This is a genomic window from Nonomuraea sp. NPDC049504 (assembly GCF_040676845.1).
In the GTDB taxonomy this organism is placed as follows: domain Bacteria; phylum Actinomycetota; class Actinomycetes; order Streptosporangiales; family Streptosporangiaceae; genus Nonomuraea; species Nonomuraea salmonea.
This window is the reverse complement of sequence record NZ_JBFAPT010000024.1, coordinates 26,692-48,866: the sequence shown is the minus strand read 5'-3', so window position 1 is coordinate 48,866 and position 22,175 is coordinate 26,692. Positions and strand designations below refer to the sequence as shown.

At 70.2% G+C, this 22,175-nt stretch carries 17 protein-coding genes and 2 pseudogenes; 10 read left to right on the top strand and 9 right to left on the bottom strand.

The features are described 5' to 3' along the window. Positions 1-61 precede the first annotated feature (61 nt). Positions 62-658, bottom strand: a complete 597-nt coding sequence (locus AB0K28_RS36915) for a DUF1707 domain-containing protein (RefSeq protein ID WP_364379137.1) — start codon at positions 656-658, stop codon at positions 62-64. Positions 659-807: 149 nt separating this feature from the next. On the opposite strand from AB0K28_RS36915, the gene AB0K28_RS36910 reads away from it, so the two are divergent. After that, a complete protein-coding gene (locus AB0K28_RS36910; protein ID WP_364379134.1) occupies positions 808-1,971 on the top strand; it encodes a cytochrome P450 in 1,164 nt (387 codons plus the stop codon). On the opposite strand, the gene AB0K28_RS36905 is transcribed toward AB0K28_RS36910, so the two are convergent. Continuing rightward, positions 1,961-2,548 carry a VC0807 family protein gene (locus AB0K28_RS36905; protein WP_364379131.1) on the bottom strand — a complete coding sequence of 196 codons (588 nt, stop codon included), beginning with the start codon at positions 2,546-2,548 and terminating at the stop codon, positions 1,961-1,963. The genes AB0K28_RS36910 and AB0K28_RS36905 overlap by 11 nt on opposite strands. A 236-nt stretch (positions 2,549-2,784) precedes the next feature. Between AB0K28_RS36905 and AB0K28_RS36900 the strand changes: the two genes are divergently transcribed. Further along, a complete protein-coding gene (locus AB0K28_RS36900) occupies positions 2,785-3,729 on the top strand; it encodes an MBL fold metallo-hydrolase (RefSeq protein ID WP_364379128.1) in 945 nt (314 codons plus the stop codon). 283 nt (positions 3,730-4,012) lie between these two features. Here the strand turns inward: AB0K28_RS36900 and AB0K28_RS36895 are convergent, their stop codons facing one another. The 3 genes from AB0K28_RS36895 to AB0K28_RS36885 form a co-directional block, all read right to left on the bottom strand. Further along, positions 4,013-8,233, bottom strand: coding sequence for a tetratricopeptide repeat protein (locus AB0K28_RS36895; protein WP_364379125.1), 4,221 nt, complete (start codon positions 8,231-8,233; stop codon positions 4,013-4,015). Between the two features lie 3 nt (positions 8,234-8,236). Next, complete coding sequence (locus AB0K28_RS36890; RefSeq protein ID WP_364379122.1) at positions 8,237-9,463, bottom strand: hypothetical protein; 1,227 nt, start codon at positions 9,461-9,463, stop codon at positions 8,237-8,239. 164 nt (positions 9,464-9,627) lie between these two features. After that, positions 9,628-9,960: a hypothetical protein gene (locus AB0K28_RS36885; RefSeq protein WP_345408032.1), complete on the bottom strand. Its 333-nt coding sequence runs from the start codon at positions 9,958-9,960 to the stop codon at positions 9,628-9,630. Between the two features lie 275 nt (positions 9,961-10,235). Here AB0K28_RS36885 and AB0K28_RS36880 point away from each other — a divergent pair, with 275 nt between their 5' ends. After that, positions 10,236-10,496 carry a CBS domain-containing protein gene (locus AB0K28_RS36880; RefSeq protein WP_345408034.1) on the top strand — a complete coding sequence of 87 codons (261 nt, stop codon included), beginning with the start codon at positions 10,236-10,238 and terminating at the stop codon, positions 10,494-10,496. Here AB0K28_RS36880 and AB0K28_RS36875 read toward each other — a convergent pair. Further along, on the bottom strand, positions 10,417-11,496 hold the full coding sequence (locus AB0K28_RS36875; protein ID WP_345408036.1) for an aldo/keto reductase: 1,080 nt from the start codon (positions 11,494-11,496) through the stop codon (positions 10,417-10,419). The two genes, AB0K28_RS36880 and AB0K28_RS36875, sit on opposite strands and share 80 nt — an antisense overlap. On the opposite strand from AB0K28_RS36875, the gene AB0K28_RS36870 reads away from it, so the two are divergent. Beyond that, positions 11,467-12,180, top strand: coding sequence for a TetR family transcriptional regulator (locus tag AB0K28_RS36870; protein ID WP_364379118.1), 714 nt, complete (start codon positions 11,467-11,469; stop codon positions 12,178-12,180). The two genes, AB0K28_RS36875 and AB0K28_RS36870, sit on opposite strands and share 30 nt — an antisense overlap. Positions 12,181-12,314: 134 nt before the next feature. Here AB0K28_RS36870 and AB0K28_RS36865 read toward each other — a convergent pair whose 3' ends face one another. From AB0K28_RS36865 to AB0K28_RS36855, 3 genes and pseudogenes are all read right to left on the bottom strand, one after another. Next, positions 12,315-13,040, bottom strand: a complete 726-nt coding sequence (locus AB0K28_RS36865; RefSeq protein ID WP_364379535.1) for an alkyl sulfatase C-terminal domain-containing protein — start codon at positions 13,038-13,040, stop codon at positions 12,315-12,317. Continuing rightward, a pseudogene (locus AB0K28_RS36860) lies at positions 12,997-13,098 on the bottom strand (hypothetical protein); the annotation flags it as partial. The gene AB0K28_RS36865 and the pseudogene AB0K28_RS36860, both read right to left, overlap by 44 nt. Before the next feature lie 23 nt (positions 13,099-13,121). After that, a pseudogene (locus AB0K28_RS36855) lies at positions 13,122-14,012 on the bottom strand (MBL fold metallo-hydrolase); the annotation flags it as partial. 169 nt (positions 14,013-14,181) lie between these two features. Here AB0K28_RS36855 and AB0K28_RS36850 point away from each other — a divergent pair. The 6 genes from AB0K28_RS36850 to narI all read left to right on the top strand — a co-directional run bounded on the left by AB0K28_RS36850 (position 14,182) and on the right by narI (position 22,174). Further along, positions 14,182-14,631, top strand: a complete 450-nt coding sequence (locus AB0K28_RS36850) for a hypothetical protein (protein WP_345408038.1) — start codon at positions 14,182-14,184, stop codon at positions 14,629-14,631. A gap of 240 nt (positions 14,632-14,871) precedes the next feature. Next, positions 14,872-15,513, top strand: a complete 642-nt coding sequence (locus AB0K28_RS36845; RefSeq protein WP_345408039.1) for a response regulator transcription factor — start codon at positions 14,872-14,874, stop codon at positions 15,511-15,513. A 133-nt stretch (positions 15,514-15,646) separates the two neighbouring features. Then, positions 15,647-19,234: a nitrate reductase subunit alpha gene (locus AB0K28_RS36840; protein WP_364379114.1), complete on the top strand. Its 3,588-nt coding sequence runs from the start codon at positions 15,647-15,649 to the stop codon at positions 19,232-19,234. Then, the gene (narH, locus tag AB0K28_RS36835) at positions 19,234-20,865 is read left to right on the top strand and encodes a nitrate reductase subunit beta (protein WP_364379111.1); all 1,632 of its coding nucleotides are present in this window, start codon (positions 19,234-19,236) and stop codon (positions 20,863-20,865) included. Before AB0K28_RS36840 ends, narH begins: the two co-directional genes overlap by 1 nt. Further along, positions 20,862-21,470, top strand: coding sequence for a nitrate reductase molybdenum cofactor assembly chaperone (narJ, locus tag AB0K28_RS36830; protein ID WP_364379108.1), 609 nt, complete (start codon positions 20,862-20,864; stop codon positions 21,468-21,470). The genes narH and narJ overlap by 4 nt, the downstream gene beginning before the upstream one ends. After that, positions 21,467-22,174, top strand: a complete 708-nt coding sequence (gene narI / locus AB0K28_RS36825) for a respiratory nitrate reductase subunit gamma (protein WP_364379105.1) — start codon at positions 21,467-21,469, stop codon at positions 22,172-22,174. The genes narJ and narI overlap by 4 nt, the downstream gene beginning before the upstream one ends. Position 22,175 lies beyond the last annotated feature (1 nt).

The window sequence follows — 22,175 nt, the reverse complement described above, 5'->3', positions numbered from 1 at the left end:
TGCGCAGCGCTTCAAGGGAGTCGGCGCTCCTTGGCGAGCGCACGGCGTACGGATGCGGGGCTCAGCGCTCCTGGAGGCGGCGCAGTTTGCGGCGTTCCCAGCTGTTGGCGTGGCGGATGACCACTCCCCCGGCGCCGCCGCTGCCGGCCAGGCGGATCAGCGGGGTCCTGGGCAGCCGGTCGGGCGTGGTCTTGTCTCTGAAGCCGCCCAGACCTGGGTTCATGCGTGAGGTCTCCGCGATCCAGCCGTCGGGGATGACGATCGTGACGCCGGCCATCTCGCCGTGCACCTCGATCTGGATCTCGGGCAGCCGGCACTCGGTCTGGGTGAAGTCGAGCTTGGCGGCGCCCATGCCGCCGTACACGATGATGCGGCCCGGCACGTCCCAGCGCCCGGTGCGGGTGACGCCGTGCATGCCGCCCTTGAGTACCAGCGGCTCCTGATCGACCGGGACCTCCGGCGGCAGGTCGGCGGTGAGGCGCTCGAGATCGCCGTACGTCTTGGCGTTCAGGGCCGCGCTCAGCCGCACGTCCAGCTCTTCGAGGTCGATCCGGCCCTCGGCCGCCGCATTGTTCAGCCGTTCCACCACCGCTTCGCGCTCGTCATGCGAGACGCGCCAGTCGGCACGGCGGACGGGTTCCGGGGGGCCAGAAGTCATAGCCCGATACTACGGCGATTCGGCGCAAGTCCGGGCGGCCCGTCCCAGCTATTCGCTGTTGCTAAGTAGCGGTAGTCAGTGTTACTTTCTAGCAGTACCTAGCAACACCAAGTACCTTTCTAAGGACGATCATGCACACATTGCCGTCGATGCCCACCGAACGCCCGTCAGGGTGCCCGTTCGACCCGCCCAGGGAGCTGCTCGAAGCCCGCGAGCACGGCCCGATCAGCCGGCTCCCTTTCCCCGACGGGCACCAGGGGTGGCTGGTCACCGGTTTCGACCTGGCCCGGCAGATCCTGGCCGACCCCCGGTTCAGCTCCCGCAGGGAGCTCATGCGCCACCACCCGCTCATCGACTACGGCGACATCGAGGTGCCCGAGGCGCCGCCCGGCGAGTTCCTGCTCATGGACGAGCCGCGGCACGGCCGCTACCGCAAGCCCCTGGTCGGCAAGTTCACCGTGCGCAGGATGCGGCAGCTCACCGAACGCGTCGAGCAGATCACCGCCGAGCACCTCGACGCCATGGAGCAGGCCGGTCCTGGAGCCGACCTGGTGACCGCGTTCGCCAAGCCCATCCCCGCCATGGTGATCTGCGAGCTGCTGGGCGTCCCGTACGAGGACCGGGACCGCTTCCAGGAGAACATCGACGCGTTCCTCGGCGGCGAGGCCGGCGACGACGAGCTGATCGCCGCCTACGCCGCGACCCAGCAGTACCTCGCCGAGCTGGTTGCCGCCAAGCGCGCCCACCCCACCGACGACGTGCTCAGCGACCTCCTCGACGGCGACCTGACCGACGAGGAGCTGCAGGGCATGGCCCTGATCCTGCTGTCGGCCGGCTTCGACACCACCGCCAACATGCTGGCCCTCGGCACGTTCGCCCTGCTGCGCAACCCCGGCCAGGTCGCCGCCCTGCACGCCGACCCCGCCTCGGCCGTCGAGGAGCTCCTGAGGTATCTGTCGGTGGCCAAGCAGTTCTTCCGGGTCGCGCTGGAGGACGTGGAGCTGGCCGGCCACACCATCGAGGCCGGCACGACGGTCATCCTGTCCCTCAGCACCGCCAACCGCGACCCCGACCGCTTCCCCGACCCCCACACCCTCGACCTGCGCCGCCAGGACGGCGGCCACCTCGCCTTCAGCCACGGCATCCACCAGTGCCTGGGGCAGCAGCTCGCCCGCGTGGAGCTGCGGGTCGCCTTCCCCGCACTGTTCAACCGCTTCCCGACGCTGCGCCTGGCCCTACCCTCCGAGGAGGTCGCCCTGCGGCCGGAGATGGCCGACATCTACGGCGTCAAGAGCCTGCCCGTCACCTGGTGACCCGGCGGCCGCGGTACCAGAGCACCCAGACCGCGAGCAGGGCGAGGGTGGCGACGTGCAACGCCATCGACAAGCCCGCCATGGTGTCGATGGGCAGCAGGCAGATGAGAACCCCCCGGACGACGGCGTCGAGGAGCAGCCCCGTTCCCATGACGAGGCTCAGCGTGGTGAAGTGGCGGCGGAGGGCGGGCTCGGTACGCCACCGCTCCTCCCAGCGCTCGGCGTCGTCGAGGCGGCGGATGACGGCGTACACGATGGGTCTCCCCATGACGCAGGAGCCCACGAGGAGCAGGCCCGCCGCGCCGGCCAGGATCGACTCCTTGGCGAGCAGGATCCTGGGGTCGCCGGTGAGCAGCGACGCGGCGAGCAGCAGGACGAAGGTGGCGCTGACGAGGGCGGCGAGGCCGTTCAGCCTGCGGCGTACGACGGCGACGTAACCCACCCTCGCCAGGGCGGCGAGCCCGCCCACGGCCAGGGCGGGGAGGGCCTCGAGACCGAGTGCGCGGCAGAGGTAGAAGACCACCGTGGGCAGGCCGACGTCCCACAGCAGGTCCTTGATGAGCTGACGTTTGTCCATGTGCGTGGCACCTCCTGGATCACGTCGGGTGACGCTAGTGGCGCCCTGCCCGGGTGTCCTCAACCCGAGGCATGAGTGCGTGTGATCTCCACCCTGGGGTGGAGATCACGTCTGATCTGGTGCGATATCGACTCCCTTATCGGTCGGCGATGAAGATCGCTATTGGACATGCGGAAACGAGGTCTGCTTCGCTGTCCGGACGTCACAAGGGCCTTCGAGAAAGCAGGTATCCGTTCATGCCGTCCCGCCGTACCGTGCTGGCCGCTGCCACTCTGCTACCGCTGGCGGGAGGCGCGCGCCCGGCGTCGGCCGCGCTCAAGACCGCGCCCAAGACCGCGCCCAAGACCGCGCAGGACTATTACGACCGCGCGGCCAAGCTCGCCGGCGACGACTCCGTACTGAAGGCCCTGGTCAAGGCGCTCTCCCCCGGCCTCCAGATGCCGGCTGTGCAGCCCGTCAAGCCGTTCAAGATCTTCGACGACGTCGCGGTGGTCGGCACCACGTTCGTCCAGGCCACGGCGCTGCTCACGTCGAAGGGCGTCGTCCTCATCGACGCGATGGGCTCACCGGACGACGCCAAAAAGATCATCGTCCCTGGTCTGCGTGATGTGGGCGTGAACCCCGCCCACATCAAGTACGTGGTGGCCGCCCACGGTCACGACGACCACTTCGGCGGCGCGCAGTACCTCGCGGACACGTACGGCGCCCGCGTCATGATGCACAAGGCCGACTGGGACCTCATCGCCGCCGAGCGCCCCGAGCACGCCCCCAAGCGCGACCTGGAGATCAGCGACGGCCAGAAGCTGACCCTCGGCGACACCACGATCGTCTTCCACCACACGCCGGGCCACACCCCCGGCACCGTCTCGCCCATCTTCCCGGTCCGCTGGAAGGGCCGCCGCCACACCGCCATCCTGTGGGGCGGCACCAACCCACCCGCCACGACGGAGGCCAAGCGCACGAACCTGACGTCCGTACGTGAGGCCGCCGTCACGATGCGCAGGGCCGGCGTGGACGTCGAGCTGAACAACCACGGCGGCGCCGACTACGGCCTGACCCGCATCGAGCAACTCCGCGCGGGAGCCACGAAGAACCCGTTCATCATCGGCCCCGCCAGGACGCAGCGCTTCATGAAGGTCATGGAGACGATGCTGCGCGGCCGCATCCTCCAGGACCAGTAGCGGCCAAGGCTGGTGTCGTGGCCATTGTTGCCAGGCGCCACGGCGGGCAGGCTCTCATGGCGTGCGAACACATCGCCTGCACCCTCGCTCTCATCAACATGATGGACATCTTCGGAAAGCTCGCCGAAGCCGCCTCAATCATGGCGAAACCCCTGGAGACGGGTTGGTCACCACAATCACGTCCGTCACAACCAGGGGTCTCGAATGCTGTTCTATCGTGCTGCCGTCGAAAGCCTCCACCGAACCCTGGGCGATTCAGGCTGCCACGCCGGGTCGCCGCCGCTCAGGTTTCGGCGGGCTCCGCCTCCAGCAGCTCTATGAGCCGTTCCAACGCTGCGGCGTGCTCGGGAAAGCGGCGGGTCATCCGCCGTAAACGGGCGACGCCCGCCCGGCGCTGCGTGTCCGTGGCGGCTTCGGCGGCGGTACGCATCCACGCCTCCGGGTCGGATCCGTCCTCGGGTGTACCCCTGAGGACCGCGGCCACGGCTGCCAGGAACGGCGACACGAACGGCGTCGTCATCAGGTGCGGAACTGCTCGTGACAAGGGGGCGAGTTTAATCCAGGCGCCGGCTTCCAGGAACCGGTACCCGTGATCAGCCGCCACGGTCACGTCCGTCACGGCGTCGAAGACCTCGTCCAGCTCCAATGATTCCAGGAGTTCCAGGATGGCCGCGTGCTGGTGGGCGATCTCGTCCTCGGTGCTCTTGAGCAGCGCCACCGTTTCCGGGTGCGCCAGTTCTTCGATGTTCTCGCGGAGGAACGCCCGCGACTGATCCCAGTCCGGACTGTTCAGCCAGGCACGGGTCAGGAGCACGCGCCTGTTGTGGGCGGTCAGGAGGTCGATCACCTGGTCGAGGCCGCCCTCCTCGATGGCGTCCAACAGGCCGGAGAGCTCTTGCAGCCCGTGGAACTCCGGGTACCAGGCTTGGGCCAGGTCGAGAGCGGATCGACCGTCTTCTCCGGACAGCGCGGTGTATTCGGCGCGGAGGTACGCGGCCTTCGTCTCCCAGTCGGCCGCTGTCAGCCAGCGGTTGAGGCGTTCCATCTCCTCGTCGCTCAGGTCGCACACGACCCAGTACGGCCACTTCTCCGGTTTCTTCTCCTCTGCGGCCAGCTGGGCTCCGACGCGTTGCAGGGCTCGCCGCGCTCGGCCGCGCCACTGCGGGTCCTCGTCCGCATCGGCGCACTGTATGGCCCGGGTGAGCGTCTTCACCGCAGCCGAGCGACGCCCGTCGGCGAACTGCCGGGCCACGAGATGCGCCAGGCACTCCGCCTGTGCTCCCGGCCGAAGCCCGGATGCGATCTCCGACCAAACACCGGCCACCTTGCCCGCCCGCTCCAGCTTCTCCAGCAGGTCAGCGAAGGTGTTCAGCGACATGAGCAGGTCCGTCAGGAAGGCGCCGGGGTTGACCTCGGCCAAGGTGCGGTGATGAGCCACCGCTTCATGGCTGGACTTCAGCGCACCCTGACGGTCCCCACACTCGGCCTGTTGAAGGGAAAGGGTGTTCAGCGAGCCGGCCAGGCCAGGCAGGAAGGCAGCAGAGTCCGCCTTGACCAGGGTCTGGCGGATGGCGACGCCTTCCCGAATCGACTTCAGCGCACCTTCCCGATCCCCGGTCTCGGACTGCCGGACCGATAGGGTGTGCAACGCGGCGGCCAACATGTCCAGATATAGGGCACCGTTCGCCGTGATCAAGGCGCGGTAGTGAGCCACTGCTTCCTGAGCCGGCTCCAGCGCAGCCACCCGATTCCCGCACTCAGCCAGCCGAAGCGCCAGGTTGTGCAGCGACATGGCCAGGTCCGGCAGGAAGACGGTGGGGTTGGCTTGGGCCAAGGTGCGGTGATGAACGACGGCCTCCTGGATCGACCCCAGCGCACCCTCCCGATCGCCACACTGAGCCTGCCGAAGGGAGAGGTTGCCCAACGACTGGGCCAGGTCCGGCAAGACTCCAGCAGGGTTCGTGCTGCTCAAGGCCCTGTGGATGGCAACGGCTTCCCGAACCGACTTCAGCGCACCCTCCCGATCCCCGGCCTCGGCCTGCTGATTCGACAGGTTCTGCAGCGAACCGGCCAGGCCCGGCAGGGAGGCGACATGGTTCGTCCCGATCAAAGCCCGGTGGATGGTGACAGCTTCTCTGGCCGACTCCAGGGCACCCTTCTGATCCCCAGTTGCGGACTGATGGACCGAAAGATTGCTCAAGGACATGGCCAAGTCCGGCAAGAAGGCAGCCTGGTCCGCCTCGACCAAGGCTCTGTGAATGGCGACGGCTTCCCGAACCGACTCCAGCGCACCCTCCCGATCACCGGCCTTGGCCTGCTGATTCGACAGGTTCTGCAGCGATCCGGCCAGATCGGGCAGGAAGTCCTCCTGGTTCGCCTCAGTCAAGGTGCGGTAGTGTGCGACGGCTTGCTGGATGGTGGCCAGGGCGGCGGACCGGTCTCCGACGTCGGATTGCCGGACGGCAAGAGTATTGAGGGCCCAGGCTTGCCTGGCCAGCGCCTCTTCGTCGGCTGCGGCCTCCCTCGATACCTGGGCTTTTGCGGCGATCAGCGCTAGCCCGCCCAGCGCACTGTGCCGGATCGGGATCTGTCCGGCGAGGGACGCGAGCGGCAGCGGTGTATCGGGCTCGCGGGCCAGGGCTTCGAGGGCAGGTACGAACGGGCCGCCTTGAGCTGCGGCGACGATATAGGCGACCTGCCACAGATTTCGCCGGCGCCCGAGCGCTGCGGATGCGAGGTCGCGCGCCTTCGCCGTGTCGTTCTGGGCGGCGCGGGAGATCGCCAGGCATGCGTGGGCCGCTTCCGCATCGGTCGCTGCCTGGATGCAGCGGTCGAGCAGGTCGGGGTCGCGGGGATGGGGACGTACGAGGAGGTGGGCGCCGATCGGGTCGGGGCGGATGGAGACGGTGCCGGCCTCGGGGTCGGTGTGGAGCATCTCTTCGATGAGGTCGGCCAGATGGTCCCGTACGAGCCGATCGTCGATGCCCAGGACCGCGGTGACCAGTTCCGGGATGCGTTCCTTGCGTGGGGACAGCAACGCCAGGCAGGCTCCCAGCGACCAGAACGTGTGCTTCGACGGCGCGTCGCTCGCGTGCCGCTCCCTGTATGTCTTCTGCCAGTACTGGAACTCCCGCCGCATGACCTCTTCGTAGAGGTGGGCGTGGCCGCGCGGCAGGTCGCGGACACCCTCGGCGGCGAGCCAGGCGTGCAGGACGAGGTCGAGCGTCGTCCATTGGGCCGGTTGCGGGAGGTCCGCCGGTGAGGGGGCGGTGAGGTCGTGGCCGGTGAAGGCGCGGTAGGCGAGCAGGAAGACGCGCAAGGGTGCCGGGTGCAGGGGTTCGATGGGACGGGGCGATACGGCTACGTCGTGGTCGTCGACGGACAGCAGGCCCTCGAGGTCGGTCCACCAGTCGCCCATCAGGCGTGCGGTCAGGACGACGCGCGTGGGAGCGGCTCGGCCCCGGACGGCGCGGAGCAGCGCGTTGACGTCCTCCGCTTTCACTGCTTCGGCGTAGTCGATGACGACGAGCAGGGGTGAGACGAGGCGGCCGAGCCAGGCGAGTTGGACGTCGTCGGGTTTGCGGATGAGGAAGCCGGTGTGCCAGCCCCGGTTGGCCATGGTGGCGGCGAGTTCGGCTGCCAGGTGGGTCTTGCCGGCTCCGCCGAGGCCGTGCAGGATCGTGATCTTCGTACGGTTCTGCGGGTCGGCGACCTCGCACCAATCGATGAGCAGGTCGAGTTCTTCGCGCGGCGCGAACGGGATGCGTCCTCTGCGTGCCTGGAGTTCGGCGAGGGGTCCTGCCCTCGTCCGCGCCTTGTAGTACGGGAACGTGAGCGGGTCGTTCGTGGGTGTCGCCGGTTGCGGGAGGACGTCCCCCTCGTAGAGCCCGATGTCGACCGCGAAGCTCCAGCGTCCGCACAGCTCTGTGCCCGCTGTGACGGCGTCTGTCCAGGGCAGTGGATCGGCTCGTCCGCCGTATCCGTGTGCCGCGCCGGTGACGTCGATGGCGAGGAATGTCCCGTTCGTCTCCTGGACGAGCGCGACCTCCGCGGGCATCTCCTGGTGGACGAGAGACGTCAGCGGATAGTCGAACGACGCGGGACGCTGGTACTCCCCGCCGAGCCACACGACGACGAGCGCATGGAACGCTCCCCCGGCCGTGGCAGGTTCGGCGATGACGATGAGGGGATGCAGGCCGGCATCCAGGCAGCCGCCCGCGTATGTGACGGCGATGTCGAGGCAGGTGGCGTGGCGGTGATGCAGCAGCACCTCCCCCGGGGTCCTGATCATCTGGCCGGCCGTGTCGCTCGCCGGGTCCTCGTGCGCGTACGTGATGTCTCGCCGGGCGAAGGCCTCGTAGAGTGCTCGCGCCCGGTCCAGTCGCGCGCCCGCGCCGGGGGCCGGGCGGTCGTCGCCGAGCATCTTGCCGACGACGCCCCGCTGCACGTACGCGGCGAGCAGCCCGGGCGCGGAGTCCCTCGACCAGCGCAGCCATCCGCTCATGGCTCAGGTCTCCTGTTCGACGGCTCCGATGACGTCGGCGCAGCTCACCGGGTCCCGGCCGGGCGTGTGGGCGATGACCTCGACGCGATGCTCGCCCGGCGGCAGGGGCGGGAGGCCGAACTCCCAGACGCCCTCGTCCGTCGCCACACCGGGCACGGCCTGACCGGCGACGCGGGCTTCCACGACGGTTTCTTCCGCGACGGCCGCGCCGTGCCAGCGTGCGCGTAGCGGCACCGGTGTCCCGGCCGGGACCGTCTCGTCCAGGTCGAGTCCCAGCCACGGCCTTTCGGGCGTGTCCCCGCGCGTTGCGGAGGTCGAGGCGCCGGACAGGAGTGCGAGCGCCTGGAGGATCGCCGGGCTGGACGCCATCGGCAGGTGCCGGTCCCGGACGGGCCGCCACCGCGACCGCTGCGCGTCCAGCTCGATGGGCACGGCCGAGAACCACGGCACCGTCCCGTCGCCGCCGCGCTCGGGCTCCGGGAGCCATTCGGCGTTGACCTTCTCCACCTTGAGGCGGCCGTCCTTGAGCGTGCTGCGGCCGAGCGTGGCGTGGCCGGGCGCGAACAGCGGCAGGAGATCGGGCGCGTGCTCGCCGAGCTCTTCCCAGGCGGTGCCGATGTCTTCGTGCATGGCGTACGCGCGGCGCGCGTGCTCGGCCTGGGCCCGGTCAGGCCACGGCAGGTCGGCCGGGTAGAGCGCTGCCGGGTCGGCGCCCGGTTCCAGCCCGGGGGTCAGTTTCCCGGCCAGGACGGTCCGGTAGCGGGGCAGCAGGTCGTACGCCGACGGCCAGCGCCGCATGATCTTTGTGAGCCGCGGGTCGCGTACGGCTCCGGCGCCGACGCCGTTCCACAGCCAGTCCAGAGCTTTCGGCGCTCCTCGGTGCGGTGTTCCGGCCGTGATCAGGGACGCGCAGTAGGGCGCGCCGCTGAGCGGCCCCAGCCAGTACCGGGCGACGAGCCCGCCCATCGAGTGCCCGATGACGATCACGCGCCGCCGGTTGTGCTCCGGCGGGCCGAGACGGTCCCGTATCGCCCGCGCCAGGTGTTCGGCAGCAGTCGCGACCCCCGAGCGGAAGTCGTACGGAAAAAGCAGGATATTTCCGGACGAGCCACCACCTCCGCCCGGCACGATCGTGGCGACCTTCGCGTTCGAGAAGGCGTTCTGGAGGCGTTTGACCAGATTGTCGTATCCCGGTGCCAGCGTTTTCCCGATGAGTCTGATCGTCGGCATCAGCGTCACCGGTTCAAGCGGAACGTCGATGTCGAGTGCGCCCGGCTGGAGCAGCCGGCGAACCCCTTCCGGGAGCCCGCCCCATACGCGCGTGCCGCGTTCGTCACACAGGACGCTCCCGAGAATACCCGGAACGATCACCACGACGTGCCTGAGTCGCACCTTCATCCCTCCCGATCCACCGGGCGAGTGTTCGTGATGATCGTGGCGAAGATGCGGTACAGCAGGCTGACCAGCCCGAGGGCCACTCCGGCGATGACGACGCCTCGCAGCCCCGCCGAATCCGGCACCGTCCCGGCGAGGACGAGCAGGCAGACCGCCAGGTCCGCGATGATGACCGTGGCCACGGATAAGGCATAGATACGGACCCGCTTAAGCGTCCAGAACCGGACATTTCGCTGCCGCTCGGAGAGGCCGTCGAAATACTTCGAGTCCCAGACGAACGCCAGTAATACGACGGGAAGCACCTGCGCCACCGTCGCATAGAAGTCGCGCATCCTGCCCCCTTTCCAGGAGGAATGCGAGCATCTTATTTCACGATAAGTCGGACCAGCGTGGACGGGCAGAACCCTTACACGAGCTGGCGGAGCGGTCCTCGGAACGCCCGGCCTGTCTCCGGTTCTTCACCAGCGGCTGGAGCACCCTGCGTACCGCCGCCGCAGGCGCTGCTGCGGCGGCCGCGCTGACCAACGACCGCCCCGACGGGGACCTTCGCCTCCAAGCCGGGGCACCTCTGAAGCGTGTGATGGGGGTAGCCGACAAGGAGGACATCATGCGCATGACCGTCGCGGACGTGACGACGGAGAAGGTCATCGCCGTATCCGCCGCAACCCCGTTCAAAGAGATCGCGGAGACGCTCATCGCGGCCGGCGTCAGCGCCGTTCCGGTCATCGACGACGACCGGCAGGTACTCGGCATGGTGCCGGAGGCCGGCCTGCTGCGCAAGGAGGAGTTCAGGGAGCAGTACTACCGCGAGGGCTACCGGCCTCCGCTGTCTTTCCGGACGGCGTGCGGTGCTGCGAGCGCTGGTTGAGCGCGCCGTACTGGCCGCCTCGTACACGCGCCGGGTCGAACAGGTCCGCCAGCAAGGCGAGGTCGTCCGCGCTGAGCGGCACGGACGTGGCGGCGATGTTCTGACGCGCGTACGCCGCCCGCTTCGTGCCGGGAATGGGCACGATGTCATACGGCTGGGCCAGCAGCCAGGCCAGGGCGACCTGCCCGGGCGCGTATCCCCGTTCGCTGGCGAACGTCTTGAGCCCGTCGATGAGGCGGAGGTTGTGCGCGAAGTTCTCCCCCTCGAACTTCGGCAGGCTGGAGCGGAAGTCGTCGGCGGACAACGACGTGCCGGTGGTGAAGCGGCCGGCGAGTGCGGCTCGCCCCAGCGGGCTGTAGGGGACGAAGGTGATGCCCAGCTCGCGGCAGGTGGGCAGCACCTCCTGCTCCACCTCGCGGGCCCACAGCGAGTACTCGCTCTGGAGGGCCGAGAGGGGCGCCACGGCGGACGCCCGGTGAAGCACGTCCGGCCCGACCGCGCTGAGCCCGATAGCGCGCACCTTGCCCGCCGTCACCAGAGCGGCCATCGCGCCGACGGTGTCCTCGATCGGCACGGAGGTGTCATGGCGGTGGCAGTAATAGAGGTCGATGTGGTCGACGCCGAGGCGGCGCAGGCTGGCGTCGCAGGCGGCGGTCACGTAGTCGGGATGCCCGTCGAAGACCACCCCGCCCTCCGGGGCGAGCCGCGCGCCGAACTTGGTGGCCAGGACCACCTGGTCGCGCATCCCGCGCACGGCACGGCCCAACAGCTCTTCGTTGTGCCCGAAACTTCTCTGCCGCCGGCCGACGACCGCCCCTGCCGCGCCGTAGATGTCGGAGGTGTCGAAGAAGTCGATGCCGGCGTCGATCGCGGCGTGGATCGCGGCGACGGACTCCTTGTCGTCGGCGTCTCCGTAGAACTGGGACATCCCCATGCAGCCCAGGCCGATCGGCCGGACGGAGATGTCGCTGTGCCCAAGAGTGATGCGGGCCTTCTGCATGTTGCTCCTGAGCCGCCGGCCTTCCAGCGGGCCAGGCGGCCTGAGCAGCGGGAGCTTCGCCGGCAGGAGATCCTCGTCGCCGCCGAGGCGCTGCTGGGCGAGATGCCGGCCGAGAAGATCAGCCTCCGCGAGCTCGCGCGGCGGCTGGGCGTGTCCAAGACGCACGTGGTGCGCTACTTCGAGACCCGCGACGGCGTCTTCCTGGGGCTTCTGGAACGGATGCGGCTCGCCTGGATCGAAGCCCTGGCCGGCGAATGGCCCGCTCCTCCCTGCGAGCCGGGACAGGTCATACGGGCCTGGGTTGACTCCCTCGCCGCCCGGCCGGTCCTGTGCCAGCTGTGGAGCCTGCTGCCGAGCGTTCTGGAGCGGAACGTCTCGTCCGAGGCCGTGCACACGTACAAGCTCTCCTACCAGGAACACCGCGCCAGGCTGGCGAAGGCGGTCGGCGAGCGGGTGCCGGCCCTTGCCGAGGAGGACGCGATCAGGCTGACGGACTACGCCGTCGTCGTGCTGGTGGGTCTGTGGCCATTCGGCAATCCGTCCCCGGCCGTCGTCGAGGCCACGGCCGATCCCCGGCTCGCCAGCTCACGGGTGGACTTCGCCACCATGTACGGCGAGATGCTGGGCACCATGCTCGCGGGACTGCTCGCCCGAAAGCCCTCGCCGGAAGGGCGGACCAAGTAGACGCCAAGACGCAACCCGCAGGTCAGAGGGCCTGCTGGAGGCCGAGGCGTTCAACCCCGAGCTCAAGGAGATCGACTTCACCGCGACCGGCTCGTCCTGACCAGAGCCTCATCGGTCTCCGGCCACGCACCTGTTCAGGGTGTGACGATGGCGAAGTCCGGGGTGGGCTGCTCCAGGACCGCGGTCAGCCGTCGCAGGACGGTCAGGTCTCCGTCGTGGGCGAGGCCGTCGCCGCCGGTGTCGCCGGTGATCAGGCTCATCAGGCGCTCCTTGGTCAGCCGTAGCGTCAGGTCGGCGCCGTTCCCGCGCGGGTTGCGCTCGTGGATCAGGGCGCCGTTGGACATCGTGGTGCGATGGTGCTCGCCGGTGTCGGTGAGGTGCCAGTCGATGGCGAAGCGCTCGTTCCAGGCTCCGGGGCCGTTGACGCGGATGGCCAGCGAGTCGAAGACCTGCTCGGCGGTCAGGGCGCTGAGCAGGTCCGGTGAGATGGTGCCGGCCGCGGGCTTCGACGGCGAGCCGGTCAGCTCCTGGGCGCCGGTCAGGTAGAAGTTGCGCCAGGTGGCGTTCTCGGCGCCGTGGCCCAGGCGGGTGTAGACCTGCGCCAGCAGGCCGCGGGCGGCGGAGTCGCCGGGGTCGGCGAAGACGGCGTGGTTGAGCAGGGTCGCGGCGAAGCGCAGGTCGTTCTCCCGCATGTAGCGGCCGGCCAGGGCGACCACGGCGGAGGCGCCGCCGAGCAGCTCGACGTAGCGCCTGGCCAGCTCGGCCGGGGGGGTGCTCCCACAGGTGGGCGGGGTTGCCGTCGAACCAGCCCAGGTAGCGCTGGTAGATCGCCTTGACGTTGTGGCTGACCGGTCGTGCAGGTAGGCGTACAGGTCGCGCTGCTGGGACAGGAAGGTGACGATGTGCTCGCGGCCCCAGGTGGGCCAGTGGTGGGAGGCGAAGGCCACGTCCGCCTGGCCGGCGAACAGCGCGATGGCCTCGGCCAGGTAGCGGGACCAGACGCGGGGTTCGCGGACCGGCGCGCCGCGCAGGGTCAGGACGTTGTGCAGGTTGTGCGTGGCGTTCTCGGCCATGCACAGGGCGCGCCGGTCGGGGAAGAGGACGTTCATCTCGGCGGGCGCCTCGGTGCCGGGCGTGAGCTGGAAGACGATGCGTACGCCGTCCACCGTCTCCTCCTGGCCGGTGCGGGTGACGTCCAGGGTGGGCGGGATGAGCGAGACGGTGCCGGCGGAGCTGCCCATGCCGAGGCCGCAGCCGAGCTGGCCCTCCGGGCCGCGGGGCAGGTGCTGGCCGTACATGTAGGCCTCGCGGCGGTTCCTGGCGGTGCCGGCGTAGACGCTCTCGGCGACGGCGTGCTCCATGAAGTGGGCGGGCGCGAGCACGGGAACGGCGTCGCCGCCGGTGACGCCGCGGGCGCCGCCGAAGTGGTCGACGTGGGGGTGGGTGTAGATCAGGCCGGTGACCGGGCGGTCGCCGCGATGGCCGCGGTAGAGCTCGAGCGCGGCGGCGGCGCATTCGGTGGAGACGAGCGGGTCGATGACGATGACGCCGCGCTCGCCCTCGACGAGGGTCATGTTCGACAGGTCGAGGCCGCGTACCTGGTAGACACCCTCGGTGACCTCGAACAGGCCCTGCTTGGCGCACAGTTGCGCCTGCCGCCAGAGGCTGGGGTGCGCGGTGCCTGGGCAGTCGCCGTCGAGGAAGGCGTACGCGTCGTTGTCCCAGACGACCTCGCCGTCGGCCGCCGTGATCAGGGCGGGTGACAGGCTCGCGATGAAGCCGCGCTCGGCGGCGTCGAAGTCCGCGCGGTCGTGCAAGGGAAGGCGTGCCATCCGGCGGTCATGCCCACGTCCGGCGTCGATCAGGGCAAGCGAACACTCAAGAAACCCACAGCGCCTGATCATGCGCCGGCAGGAGGTCGTCGAGGGCGTCGGACGCGCTGGGGACGTTATGGAGTAAGATCGCGCGAGTTTGTGATCATTTGCGCGAAAGGCCCCCCACATGTCCCTGCGTAGCAAGCTGGCCGCCGTCCTGGCGGCGTGCGTCGTGACCATCCCGCTGTCGGCGGTAACGGCGCAGCCCGCCTCCGCCACCGGCGGCAGCTGCGGATCCGGGTACAACTTCCTGTCGTCGTACCCGCTGCGTTACGGCGACGCCGTCGGCGGCAGCCTGGACCTCTACTACAACCCCTCCAACGGCTACAACTGCGCCATCGCCCGGGCCAAGGCCGCGTGGGACGGCGTGGCGCACCACATCAGGGTCTTCCTGAGCGACGGCGGCTCGCGCACCGTCAGTGACCCACCGATCGGCAGCAGCGCCAACTACCGCTACTACGCGGGCCCGGTCAAGCTGTACCTGAAGCACAAGTGCGTCTACGCCGAGGGGCAACTGACCTACAACGGCGACTGGTACCGCACCGGCGATGCCGCGTTCGGAGTCCACTGCGGCTGACGAAAGCCGCCGGCGGTAGCTCAGGCGAGGGACTCCTCACGGAGTCGCGGTCCGGCGGCGGCGAAACACCCGGTACGTCCACACCTGGTAGGCCGGCGCGCCCGCGCACCGTTTCGGCTGACACGCCGAGCGGCGCGCCTGCCCGAGCGTGCGGGAAGCCGTGCGGCAGTGGACCTTCGGCGGTCGGGCAAGGGACTTTCGTCCTTTCGGCGGGAGCGCCGCTTCGGTAGCGTCACAGACATGATTCGTGTGTTCCTCCTCGACGACCACGAGGTCGTGCGCCGAGGTGTCGCCGCGCTGCTCGACTCGGAGGACGACATCGAGGTGATCGGCGAGGCGGGCACCGCCGAGTCGGCGATCGCACGCATCCCGGCGCTCACCCCCGACGTGGCGGTGCTCGACGTCCGGCTGCCCGACGGCAACGGCGTGGACGTCTGCCGCGAGGTGCGCTCCCGGGTGCCGGGGCTGGCGTGCCTGATGCTGACGTCGTTCGCCGACGACGACGCGCTGTTCGACGCCGTGATGGCGGGCGCGGCGGGATACGTGCTCAAGCAGATCCACGGCTCCGACCTGGTGGGCGCGGTCCGTACGGTGGCCTCGGGGCAGTCGCTGCTCGACCCGCAGACCACGGCGGCCATGCTGCAGCGGCTGCGCGACCAGGCCGCCAGGAAGGACCCGCTGGCGGCGCTGACCGAGCAGGAGCGTCACATCCTCGAGCTCATCGGCGAGGGGCTGACCAACCGGCAGATCGGCGAGCGCATGTTCCTGGCCGAGAAGACGGTCAAGAACTACGTCTCCAACCTGCTGTCGAAGCTCGACATGCAGCGCCGCACGCAGGCCGCGGCGCTGGCGGCACGGCTGCACGCCGACCGCAAGGACTGACTTCTGCGAAGGACCTTGGTCCTTCGCGCGGGTGCCTTTCGGCCCCCGTTCCCGCCGCCCTGATCAGGAAGGGTGGGCGGCGGGGGCGGGCACTTTTTCTCCCCCACCACCGACGACGGCAGGGGCGAGTGACATGGACGGAGCGGTCAGCGACGCGCTGCTGAGGCTGGGACGGCACCTGCGGCCCGGCACGGTCTCGCCGGACCTCAGGGCGCTCCACCAGGTGGGCGGCCGGCGGGCGGACGCCTTCTACCGGGACCGGTGGAGCCACGACAAGGTGGTCCGCTCCACGCACGGCGTGAACTGCACCGGCTCGTGCTCGTGGAAGGTGTACGTCAAGGACGGCATCATCACGTGGGAGGCGCAGCAGACCGACTATCCGAGCGTCGGGGGCGACCGGCCGGAGTACGAGCCGCGCGGCTGTCCTCGTGGCGCGGCCTTCTCCTGGTACACCTACTCCCCCACCCGCGTCCGCTACCCGTACGCGCGCGGCGTCCTGGTGGAGCTGTACCGGGAGGCGAAGGCGCGGCTGGGTGATCCGGTGGCGGCGTGGGCGGAGGTCACCTCTGACCCGGGCAAACGGGCCGGCTACCAGTCGGCGCGGGGCAAGGGCGGGCTCGTCCGCATCAGCTGGGACGAGGCATGCGAGATCATCGCCGCCGCGCACGTGCACACCATCAGAACCTACGGCCCCGACCGGGTGGCGGGCTTCTCCCCCATCCCGGCCATGTCGATGGCCTCGCACGCGGTCGGCGCCCGGTTCGTCTCGCTGATCGGCGGCGCGATGCTGTCCTTCTACGACTGGTACGCCGACCTGCCGGTCGCCTCGCCCCAGGTGTTCGGCGACCAGACGGACGTGCCGGAGTCGGCCGACTGGTGGGACGCGGCGTACCTGATGCTGTGGGGCTCGAACGTGCCGGTCACCCGCACGCCGGACGCCCACTACATGGCCGAGGCGCGCTACCGCGGGCAGAAGGTGGTGGTGCTGGCGCCCGACTACAACGACGCCGCCAAGTTCGCCGACGAGTGGCTGGCCCCGCACCCGGGCACGGACGGCGCACTGGCGATGGCGATGGGGCACGTGATCCTCAAGGAGTTCTTCGTCGATCGCGAGACGCCCGCCTTCACCGGCTACGTCAAGCGCTTCACGGACCTGCCGTTCCTGGTGCGGCTGCGGGAGCGCGGCGGGTCGTACGTGCCGGACAAGTTCCTCACGGCGGCCGATCTCGGCAGGCCGGAGGGGGCGTTCGCGACGGTGCTGCTGGACGCGCGCACCGGCGAGCCGGTCGTGCCGAACGGCTCGCTCGCCTTCCGCTACGGCGAGCAGGGGCAGGGCCGCTGGAACCTCGACCTGGACGGCGTGGACCCGCTGCTGACCTGCATGGGAGCGGAGGCGGTGACGGTCGCGCTGCCCCGCTTCGACAGCGAGGGCGTGCTGGAGCGCGGCGTGCCGGTGCGGCGGGTCGGCGGCCACCTGGTCACGACGGTGTACGACCTGATGCTCGCCCAGTACGGGGTGGCGCGCGACGGGCTGCGGGGAGCATCGGAGAACGAGCCGTGCACGCCGGCCTGGCAGGAGGCGATCACCGGCGTCCCGGCGCAGGCGGTGGCGAGGATCGCCAGGGAGTTCGCCGCCAGCGCGGAGGAGTCGGGCGGCCGTTCGATGATCATCATGGGGGCGGGGACGAACCACTGGTTCCACTCCGACGCCATCTACCGGGCGATGCTGGCGCTGACCACGCTGACCGGCTGCCAGGGCGTCAACGGCGGCGGCTGGGCCCACTACGTCGGGCAGGAGAAGTGCCGGCCGATCACCGGGTGGGCGCAGCTGGCGTTCGGGCTGGACTGGCTGCGGCCGCCCCGGCAGATGATCGGCACCGCGTACTGGTATCTGCACACCGACCAGTGGCGCTACGACACCTACAGCGCCGACGTCGTCTCCTCACCGCTCGCCGAGGGCGTCTTCGCCGGGAAGGCCACCGCGGACCTGCTGGCGCAGTCGGCCCGGCTGGGGTGGATGCCGTCGTATCCGACGTTCGACCGCAACCCGCTCGACCTGGCCGACGAGGCGGGCGACGACCCGGCCGCGTACGTGGCGGGGCAGGTCGCCACCGGGCGGCTCGGCTTCGCCTGCGAGGACCCCGACGCCCCCGCGAACTGGCCGCGCGTGCTGACCGTGTGGCGGGCCAACCTGCTGGGCTCCTCGGCCAAGGGCAACGAGTACTTCCTGCGCCACCTGCTCGGCGCCGACTCGGCCGTCCGCGCCCAGCAGGCCCCGCCCGAAAGCCGTCCCGAGGGCGTGGCCTGGCCGGAGGAGGCGCCGCGCGGCAAGCTCGACCTGCTGCTGTCGCTGGACTTCCGGATGACGTCCACGACGCTGTTCTCCGACATCGTGCTGCCGGCCGCCACCTGGTACGAGAAGCACGACCTGTCCTCGACCGACATGCACCCGTTCGTGCACGCCTTCACCCCGGCCATCGACCCGCCGTGGCAGACCCGCACGGACTTCGCCGCCTTCCACGCCATCGCCCGCGCGTTCAGCGACCTGGCCCGCACTTACCTCGGCACGCGCAAGGACCTGGTCGCCGTGCCGCTGCTGCACGACACCCCCGACGAGCTGGCCACCCCGCACGGCCGCGTGCACGACTGGCGCGCGCTCAACAGGCGCCCCACACCGGGCCGCGACTTCCCGAAGGTGGTCGTGGTGGAGCGCGACTACGCGGCGGTGGCGGAGAAGATGGCCGCGCTCGGCCCGCTGCTGGAGCGGCTCGGCGCGACCACCAAGGGCCTGACGTACGACGTGTCGGGCGAGATCGACCGGCTGTCCCGGCTCAACGGCACGCGGGACGGCCGCCCGTCGCTGGCCCGCGACAGCGACCTGTGCGAGGCCATCCTGGCGCTGTCGGGCACCACGAACGGGCGCCTGGCCGCGCAGGGGTTCGCCACGCTGGGCCGGCGGACCGGCACGTCGTTCGACGGGCTGGCCGACGAGCACCGGCAGATCACCTTCGCCGACACCCAGGCCAGGCCGGTGCCGGTGATCACCTCGCCGGAGTGGTCGGGCAGCGAGAGCGACGGGCGGCGCTACGCGCCGTTCACGATCAACGTCGAGCACCTCAAGCCCTGGCACACGCTCACCGGCCGCCAGCACTTCTACCTCGATCACGACTGGATCCACGAGGCGGGCGAGGCGCTGCCGGTCTACCGGCCGCCGCTGAACATGACCGCGATGTTCGGCGAACCGGCCTTGGGTGCGAGCGAGCAGGGCGTGGTCGTGCGCTACCTCACCCCGCACTCGAAGTGGTCCATCCACTCCGAGTACCAGGACAACCTGCTCATGCTGACCCTGTCGCGGGGCGGGCCGACGATCTGGATGAGCCCGGCCGACGCCGCGAAGGCCGGCGTCGGCGACAACGACTGGGTGGAGGCGGTCAACCGCAACGGCGTCGTGGTGGCCCGCGCGGTCGTCTCGCACCGCATGCCGGAGGGCACGGTGTTCATGTACCACGCCCAGGAGCGGGTGGTGGACGTGCCCAAGAGCGAGATCTCCGGCCTGCGTGGCGGCATCCACAACTCGCTCACCCGCCTCCTGGTCAAACCCACCCATCTGATCGGCGGGTACGCCCAGCTCAGCTTCGCCTTCAACTATCTGGGCCCGACCGGCAACCAGCGCGACGAGGTCACCGTGATCCGCCGCCGCAGCCAGGAGGTCGACTACTGATGCGCGTGATGGCACAGCTCGCCATGGTGATGAACCTGGACAAGTGCATCGGCTGCCACACCTGTTCCGTCACCTGCAAGCAGGCGTGGACCAACCGGGCGGGCACCGAGTACGTCTGGTTCAACAACGTCGAGACCCGCCCGGGCCAGGGCTACCCCCGCGGCTACCAGGACCAGGAGAAGTGGCAGGGCGGCTGGGAGCTGAACCGGCGCGGCCGGCTCACGCTGAAGGCCGGCGGCCGGCTCAGGAAGCTGCTGACGATCTTCGCCAATCCGCTCATGCCGTCCATCCAGGACTACTACGAGCCCTGGACGTACGACTACGACCGGCTCTTCTCCGCCCCCATGCAGGCCGACACCCCGGTGGCCCGGCCCCGCTCGCTCATCACCGGACGCCCCATGAAGATCGGCTGGAGCGCGAACTGGGACGACGACCTGGCCGGCGACCCCTCGCCCGACCCGGTGCTGCGGAAGCTGTCGGAGCAGGTCAGGCTGGAGTTCGAGCGGGCGTTCATGTTCTACCTGCCGCGCATCTGCGAGCACTGCCTCAACCCCTCCTGCGTGGCCTCCTGCCCGTCCGGCGCGCTGTACAAGCGGTCGGAGGACGGCATCGTGCTGGTGGACCAGGACCGCTGCCGGGGATGGCGGATGTGCGTGACGGGGTGCCCGTACAAGAAGGTGTACTTCAACCATCGCACCGGCAAGGCGGAGAAGTGCACGTTTTGCTTCCCGCGCGTCGAGGTGGGCATCCCGACGGTCTGCTCGGAGACGTGCGTGGGCCGGCTGCGCTACATCGGCCTCGTCCTGTACGACGCCGACCGCGTCGCCGAGGCCGCCTCAGTGCCGGACGAGCGGGATCTGTTCGCGGCGCAGAAGGGCGTGCTACTCGACCCGCGCGACCCCGGCGTGATCGCCGCCGCCCGCGCCGAGGGCATCCCCGACGACTGGCTGGACGCCGCCCGTGACTCCCCGATCCACCGGCTGATCTTCGAGTACGGTGTCGCGCTGCCGCTGCACCCGGAGTACCGGACGATGCCGATGGTCTGGTACATCCCGCCCCTGTCCCCCGTGGTGGACGTGCTGGCGGGCACCGGGCACGACGGCGAGGACGCGGGCAACCTGTTCGGCGCGATCGACGCGCTGCGCATCCCGATCGGCTACCTCGCCGAGCTGTTCACGGCCGGCGACCCCGAGCCGGTGCGGGCGGTGTTGCGCCGGCTGGCCGCGATGCGCTCGTACATGCGCCGGCTCAACCTCGGCCAGGAGCCCGACACGTCGATCGCGCAGGCGGTCGGAATGAGCGGCGCGCAGGTCGAGGCCATGCACCGGCTGCTCGCGCTCGCCCCCTACGGCGAGCGGTACGTCATCCCCAAGGCCCACGCCGAGCAGGCCGCCCAGTTGGAGGAGCTGGGCTGCAGCCTGGACTACGAGGGCGGCCCCGGCATGAACGGCCCGTTCGGCGAGGCGTCCGGGCGGCCCGCGCCGGTCGCGGTGGAGAACTTCCACGCCCTGCGCGAGCGCCAGACCGGCGACGACCTGGACGACGCCGACGAGCTGCGCGGCCGGGTCAACCTACTCAACTGGGACGGCAAGGGCGTCCCAGACGGCCTGTTCCCGAGGAGGAAGAAGTGAGCGTGCGGACCGTCCACATGGTCGCCTCTGTGCTGCTCGGCTACCCCGACGACCGGCTGCACGACGGGCTCGCCGTGCTGCGCGAAGCGGTCGGCGGGCTGCCGGCCGGTGAGGCACGCGAGCGGCTGTCCGCCTTCCTCGGCCACGTGGCCGCCACCGGCCAGGCCGCCCTGGCCGCGCACTACGTGGCCACGTTCGACATGAAGCGGCGCTGTTGCCCTTACCTCACCTATTACGCCTACGGCGACACCCGCAAGCGCGGCGCCGCGCTGCTGCGCTTCCAGCACGCGCTGAAAACAGCCGGCTTCGAGCTCGCCGACGGCGAGCTGCCCGACCACCTGGCCGTGGTGTGCGAGCTGTCGGCGCGCGGCGCCGTCCGCGAGGCCCGCCGGCTGCTGCTGGAGCACCGGGCGGGCGTGGAGGTGCTGCACGCGGCGCTGCGCGAGGAGGGTTCGCCGTACGCGGACGTGGTGGCCGCCGTGCTGGCCACGCTGCCGCCGGCGGGCGCGCGCGAGCGGGAGGCCGCGCTGCGGCTGGCCGCCGAGGGCCCGCCCGCCGAGGCGGTCGGCCTGGAACCGTACGCGATCATGGAGGCGGGCCGATGAGCGTCCTGCTGTGGGTGGTGCTGCCGTACGTGGCGCTGACCGTGTTCGTGCTCGGGCACGTGTGGCGCTACCGCTACGACAAGTTCGGCTGGACGACGCGCTCGTCCCAGCTGTACGAGTCGCGGCTGCTGCGCGTCGGCAGCCCGCTGTTCCACTTCGGCATCCTGGTCGTGGCGCTCGGCCACGTCGGCGGCCTGGTGATCCCCAAGAGCTGGACCGAGGCCGTCGGCATCGGGGAAGGGCTCTACCACCTGCTCGCCGTCGTCCTGGGCACGATCGCGGGCGTCGCGACCGTGGGCGGCCTGGCCATCCTCATCTACCGCCGCCGCACGGTCGGCCCCGTCTTCACCGCCACCACCCGCAACGACAAGCTCATGTACGCCGTCCTCGCCCTCACCATCGCCCTCGGCCTGGCTGCCACGGTGCTGGCCAACATCACCGGCGGCGGCTACGACTACCGGACGACCGTCTCACCCTGGTTCCGGTCGATCTTCTCTTTCCAGCCGCGGCCCGAGCTGATGGCGGGCGTGCCCCTGCTGTTCCAGCTGCACGCCCTGAGCGCGCTGGTGCTGTTCGGGATCTGGCCGTTCACCCGTCTGGTGCACATGCTCACCGCGCCGGTCGGCTATCTGACCCGGCCGTACATCGTCTATCGCAGCAGGGACGAGGGCCGGCCCCGGCGCGGCTGGGAGCCGTCGCGCTGAC

Excerpts from the sequence above, each read along its gene's own strand:
- AB0K28_RS36915 (WP_364379137.1), bottom strand. The coding sequence starts at position 658 with ATGACTTCTGGCCCCCCGGAACCCGTCCGCCGTGCCGACTGGCGCGTC.
- AB0K28_RS36910 (WP_364379134.1), top strand. The coding sequence starts at position 808 with ATGCCCACCGAACGCCCGTCAGGGTGCCCGTTCGACCCGCCCAGGGAG.
- AB0K28_RS36905 (WP_364379131.1), bottom strand. The coding sequence starts at position 2,548 with ATGGACAAACGTCAGCTCATCAAGGACCTGCTGTGGGACGTCGGCCTG.
- AB0K28_RS36900 (WP_364379128.1), top strand. The coding sequence starts at position 2,785 with ATGCCGTCCCGCCGTACCGTGCTGGCCGCTGCCACTCTGCTACCGCTG.
- AB0K28_RS36895 (WP_364379125.1), bottom strand. The coding sequence starts at position 8,233 with ATGAGCGGATGGCTGCGCTGGTCGAGGGACTCCGCGCCCGGGCTGCTC.
- AB0K28_RS36890 (WP_364379122.1), bottom strand. The coding sequence starts at position 9,463 with ATGCCGACGATCAGACTCATCGGGAAAACGCTGGCACCGGGATACGAC.
- AB0K28_RS36885 (WP_345408032.1), bottom strand. The coding sequence starts at position 9,960 with ATGCGCGACTTCTATGCGACGGTGGCGCAGGTGCTTCCCGTCGTATTA.
- AB0K28_RS36880 (WP_345408034.1), top strand. The coding sequence starts at position 10,236 with ATGCGCATGACCGTCGCGGACGTGACGACGGAGAAGGTCATCGCCGTA.
- AB0K28_RS36875 (WP_345408036.1), bottom strand. The coding sequence starts at position 11,496 with ATGCAGAAGGCCCGCATCACTCTTGGGCACAGCGACATCTCCGTCCGG.
- AB0K28_RS36850 (WP_345408038.1), top strand. The coding sequence starts at position 14,182 with ATGTCCCTGCGTAGCAAGCTGGCCGCCGTCCTGGCGGCGTGCGTCGTG.
- AB0K28_RS36845 (WP_345408039.1), top strand. The coding sequence starts at position 14,872 with ATGATTCGTGTGTTCCTCCTCGACGACCACGAGGTCGTGCGCCGAGGT.
- AB0K28_RS36840 (WP_364379114.1), top strand. The coding sequence starts at position 15,647 with ATGGACGGAGCGGTCAGCGACGCGCTGCTGAGGCTGGGACGGCACCTG.
- narH (WP_364379111.1), top strand. The coding sequence starts at position 19,234 with ATGCGCGTGATGGCACAGCTCGCCATGGTGATGAACCTGGACAAGTGC.
- narI (WP_364379105.1), top strand. The coding sequence starts at position 21,467 with ATGAGCGTCCTGCTGTGGGTGGTGCTGCCGTACGTGGCGCTGACCGTG.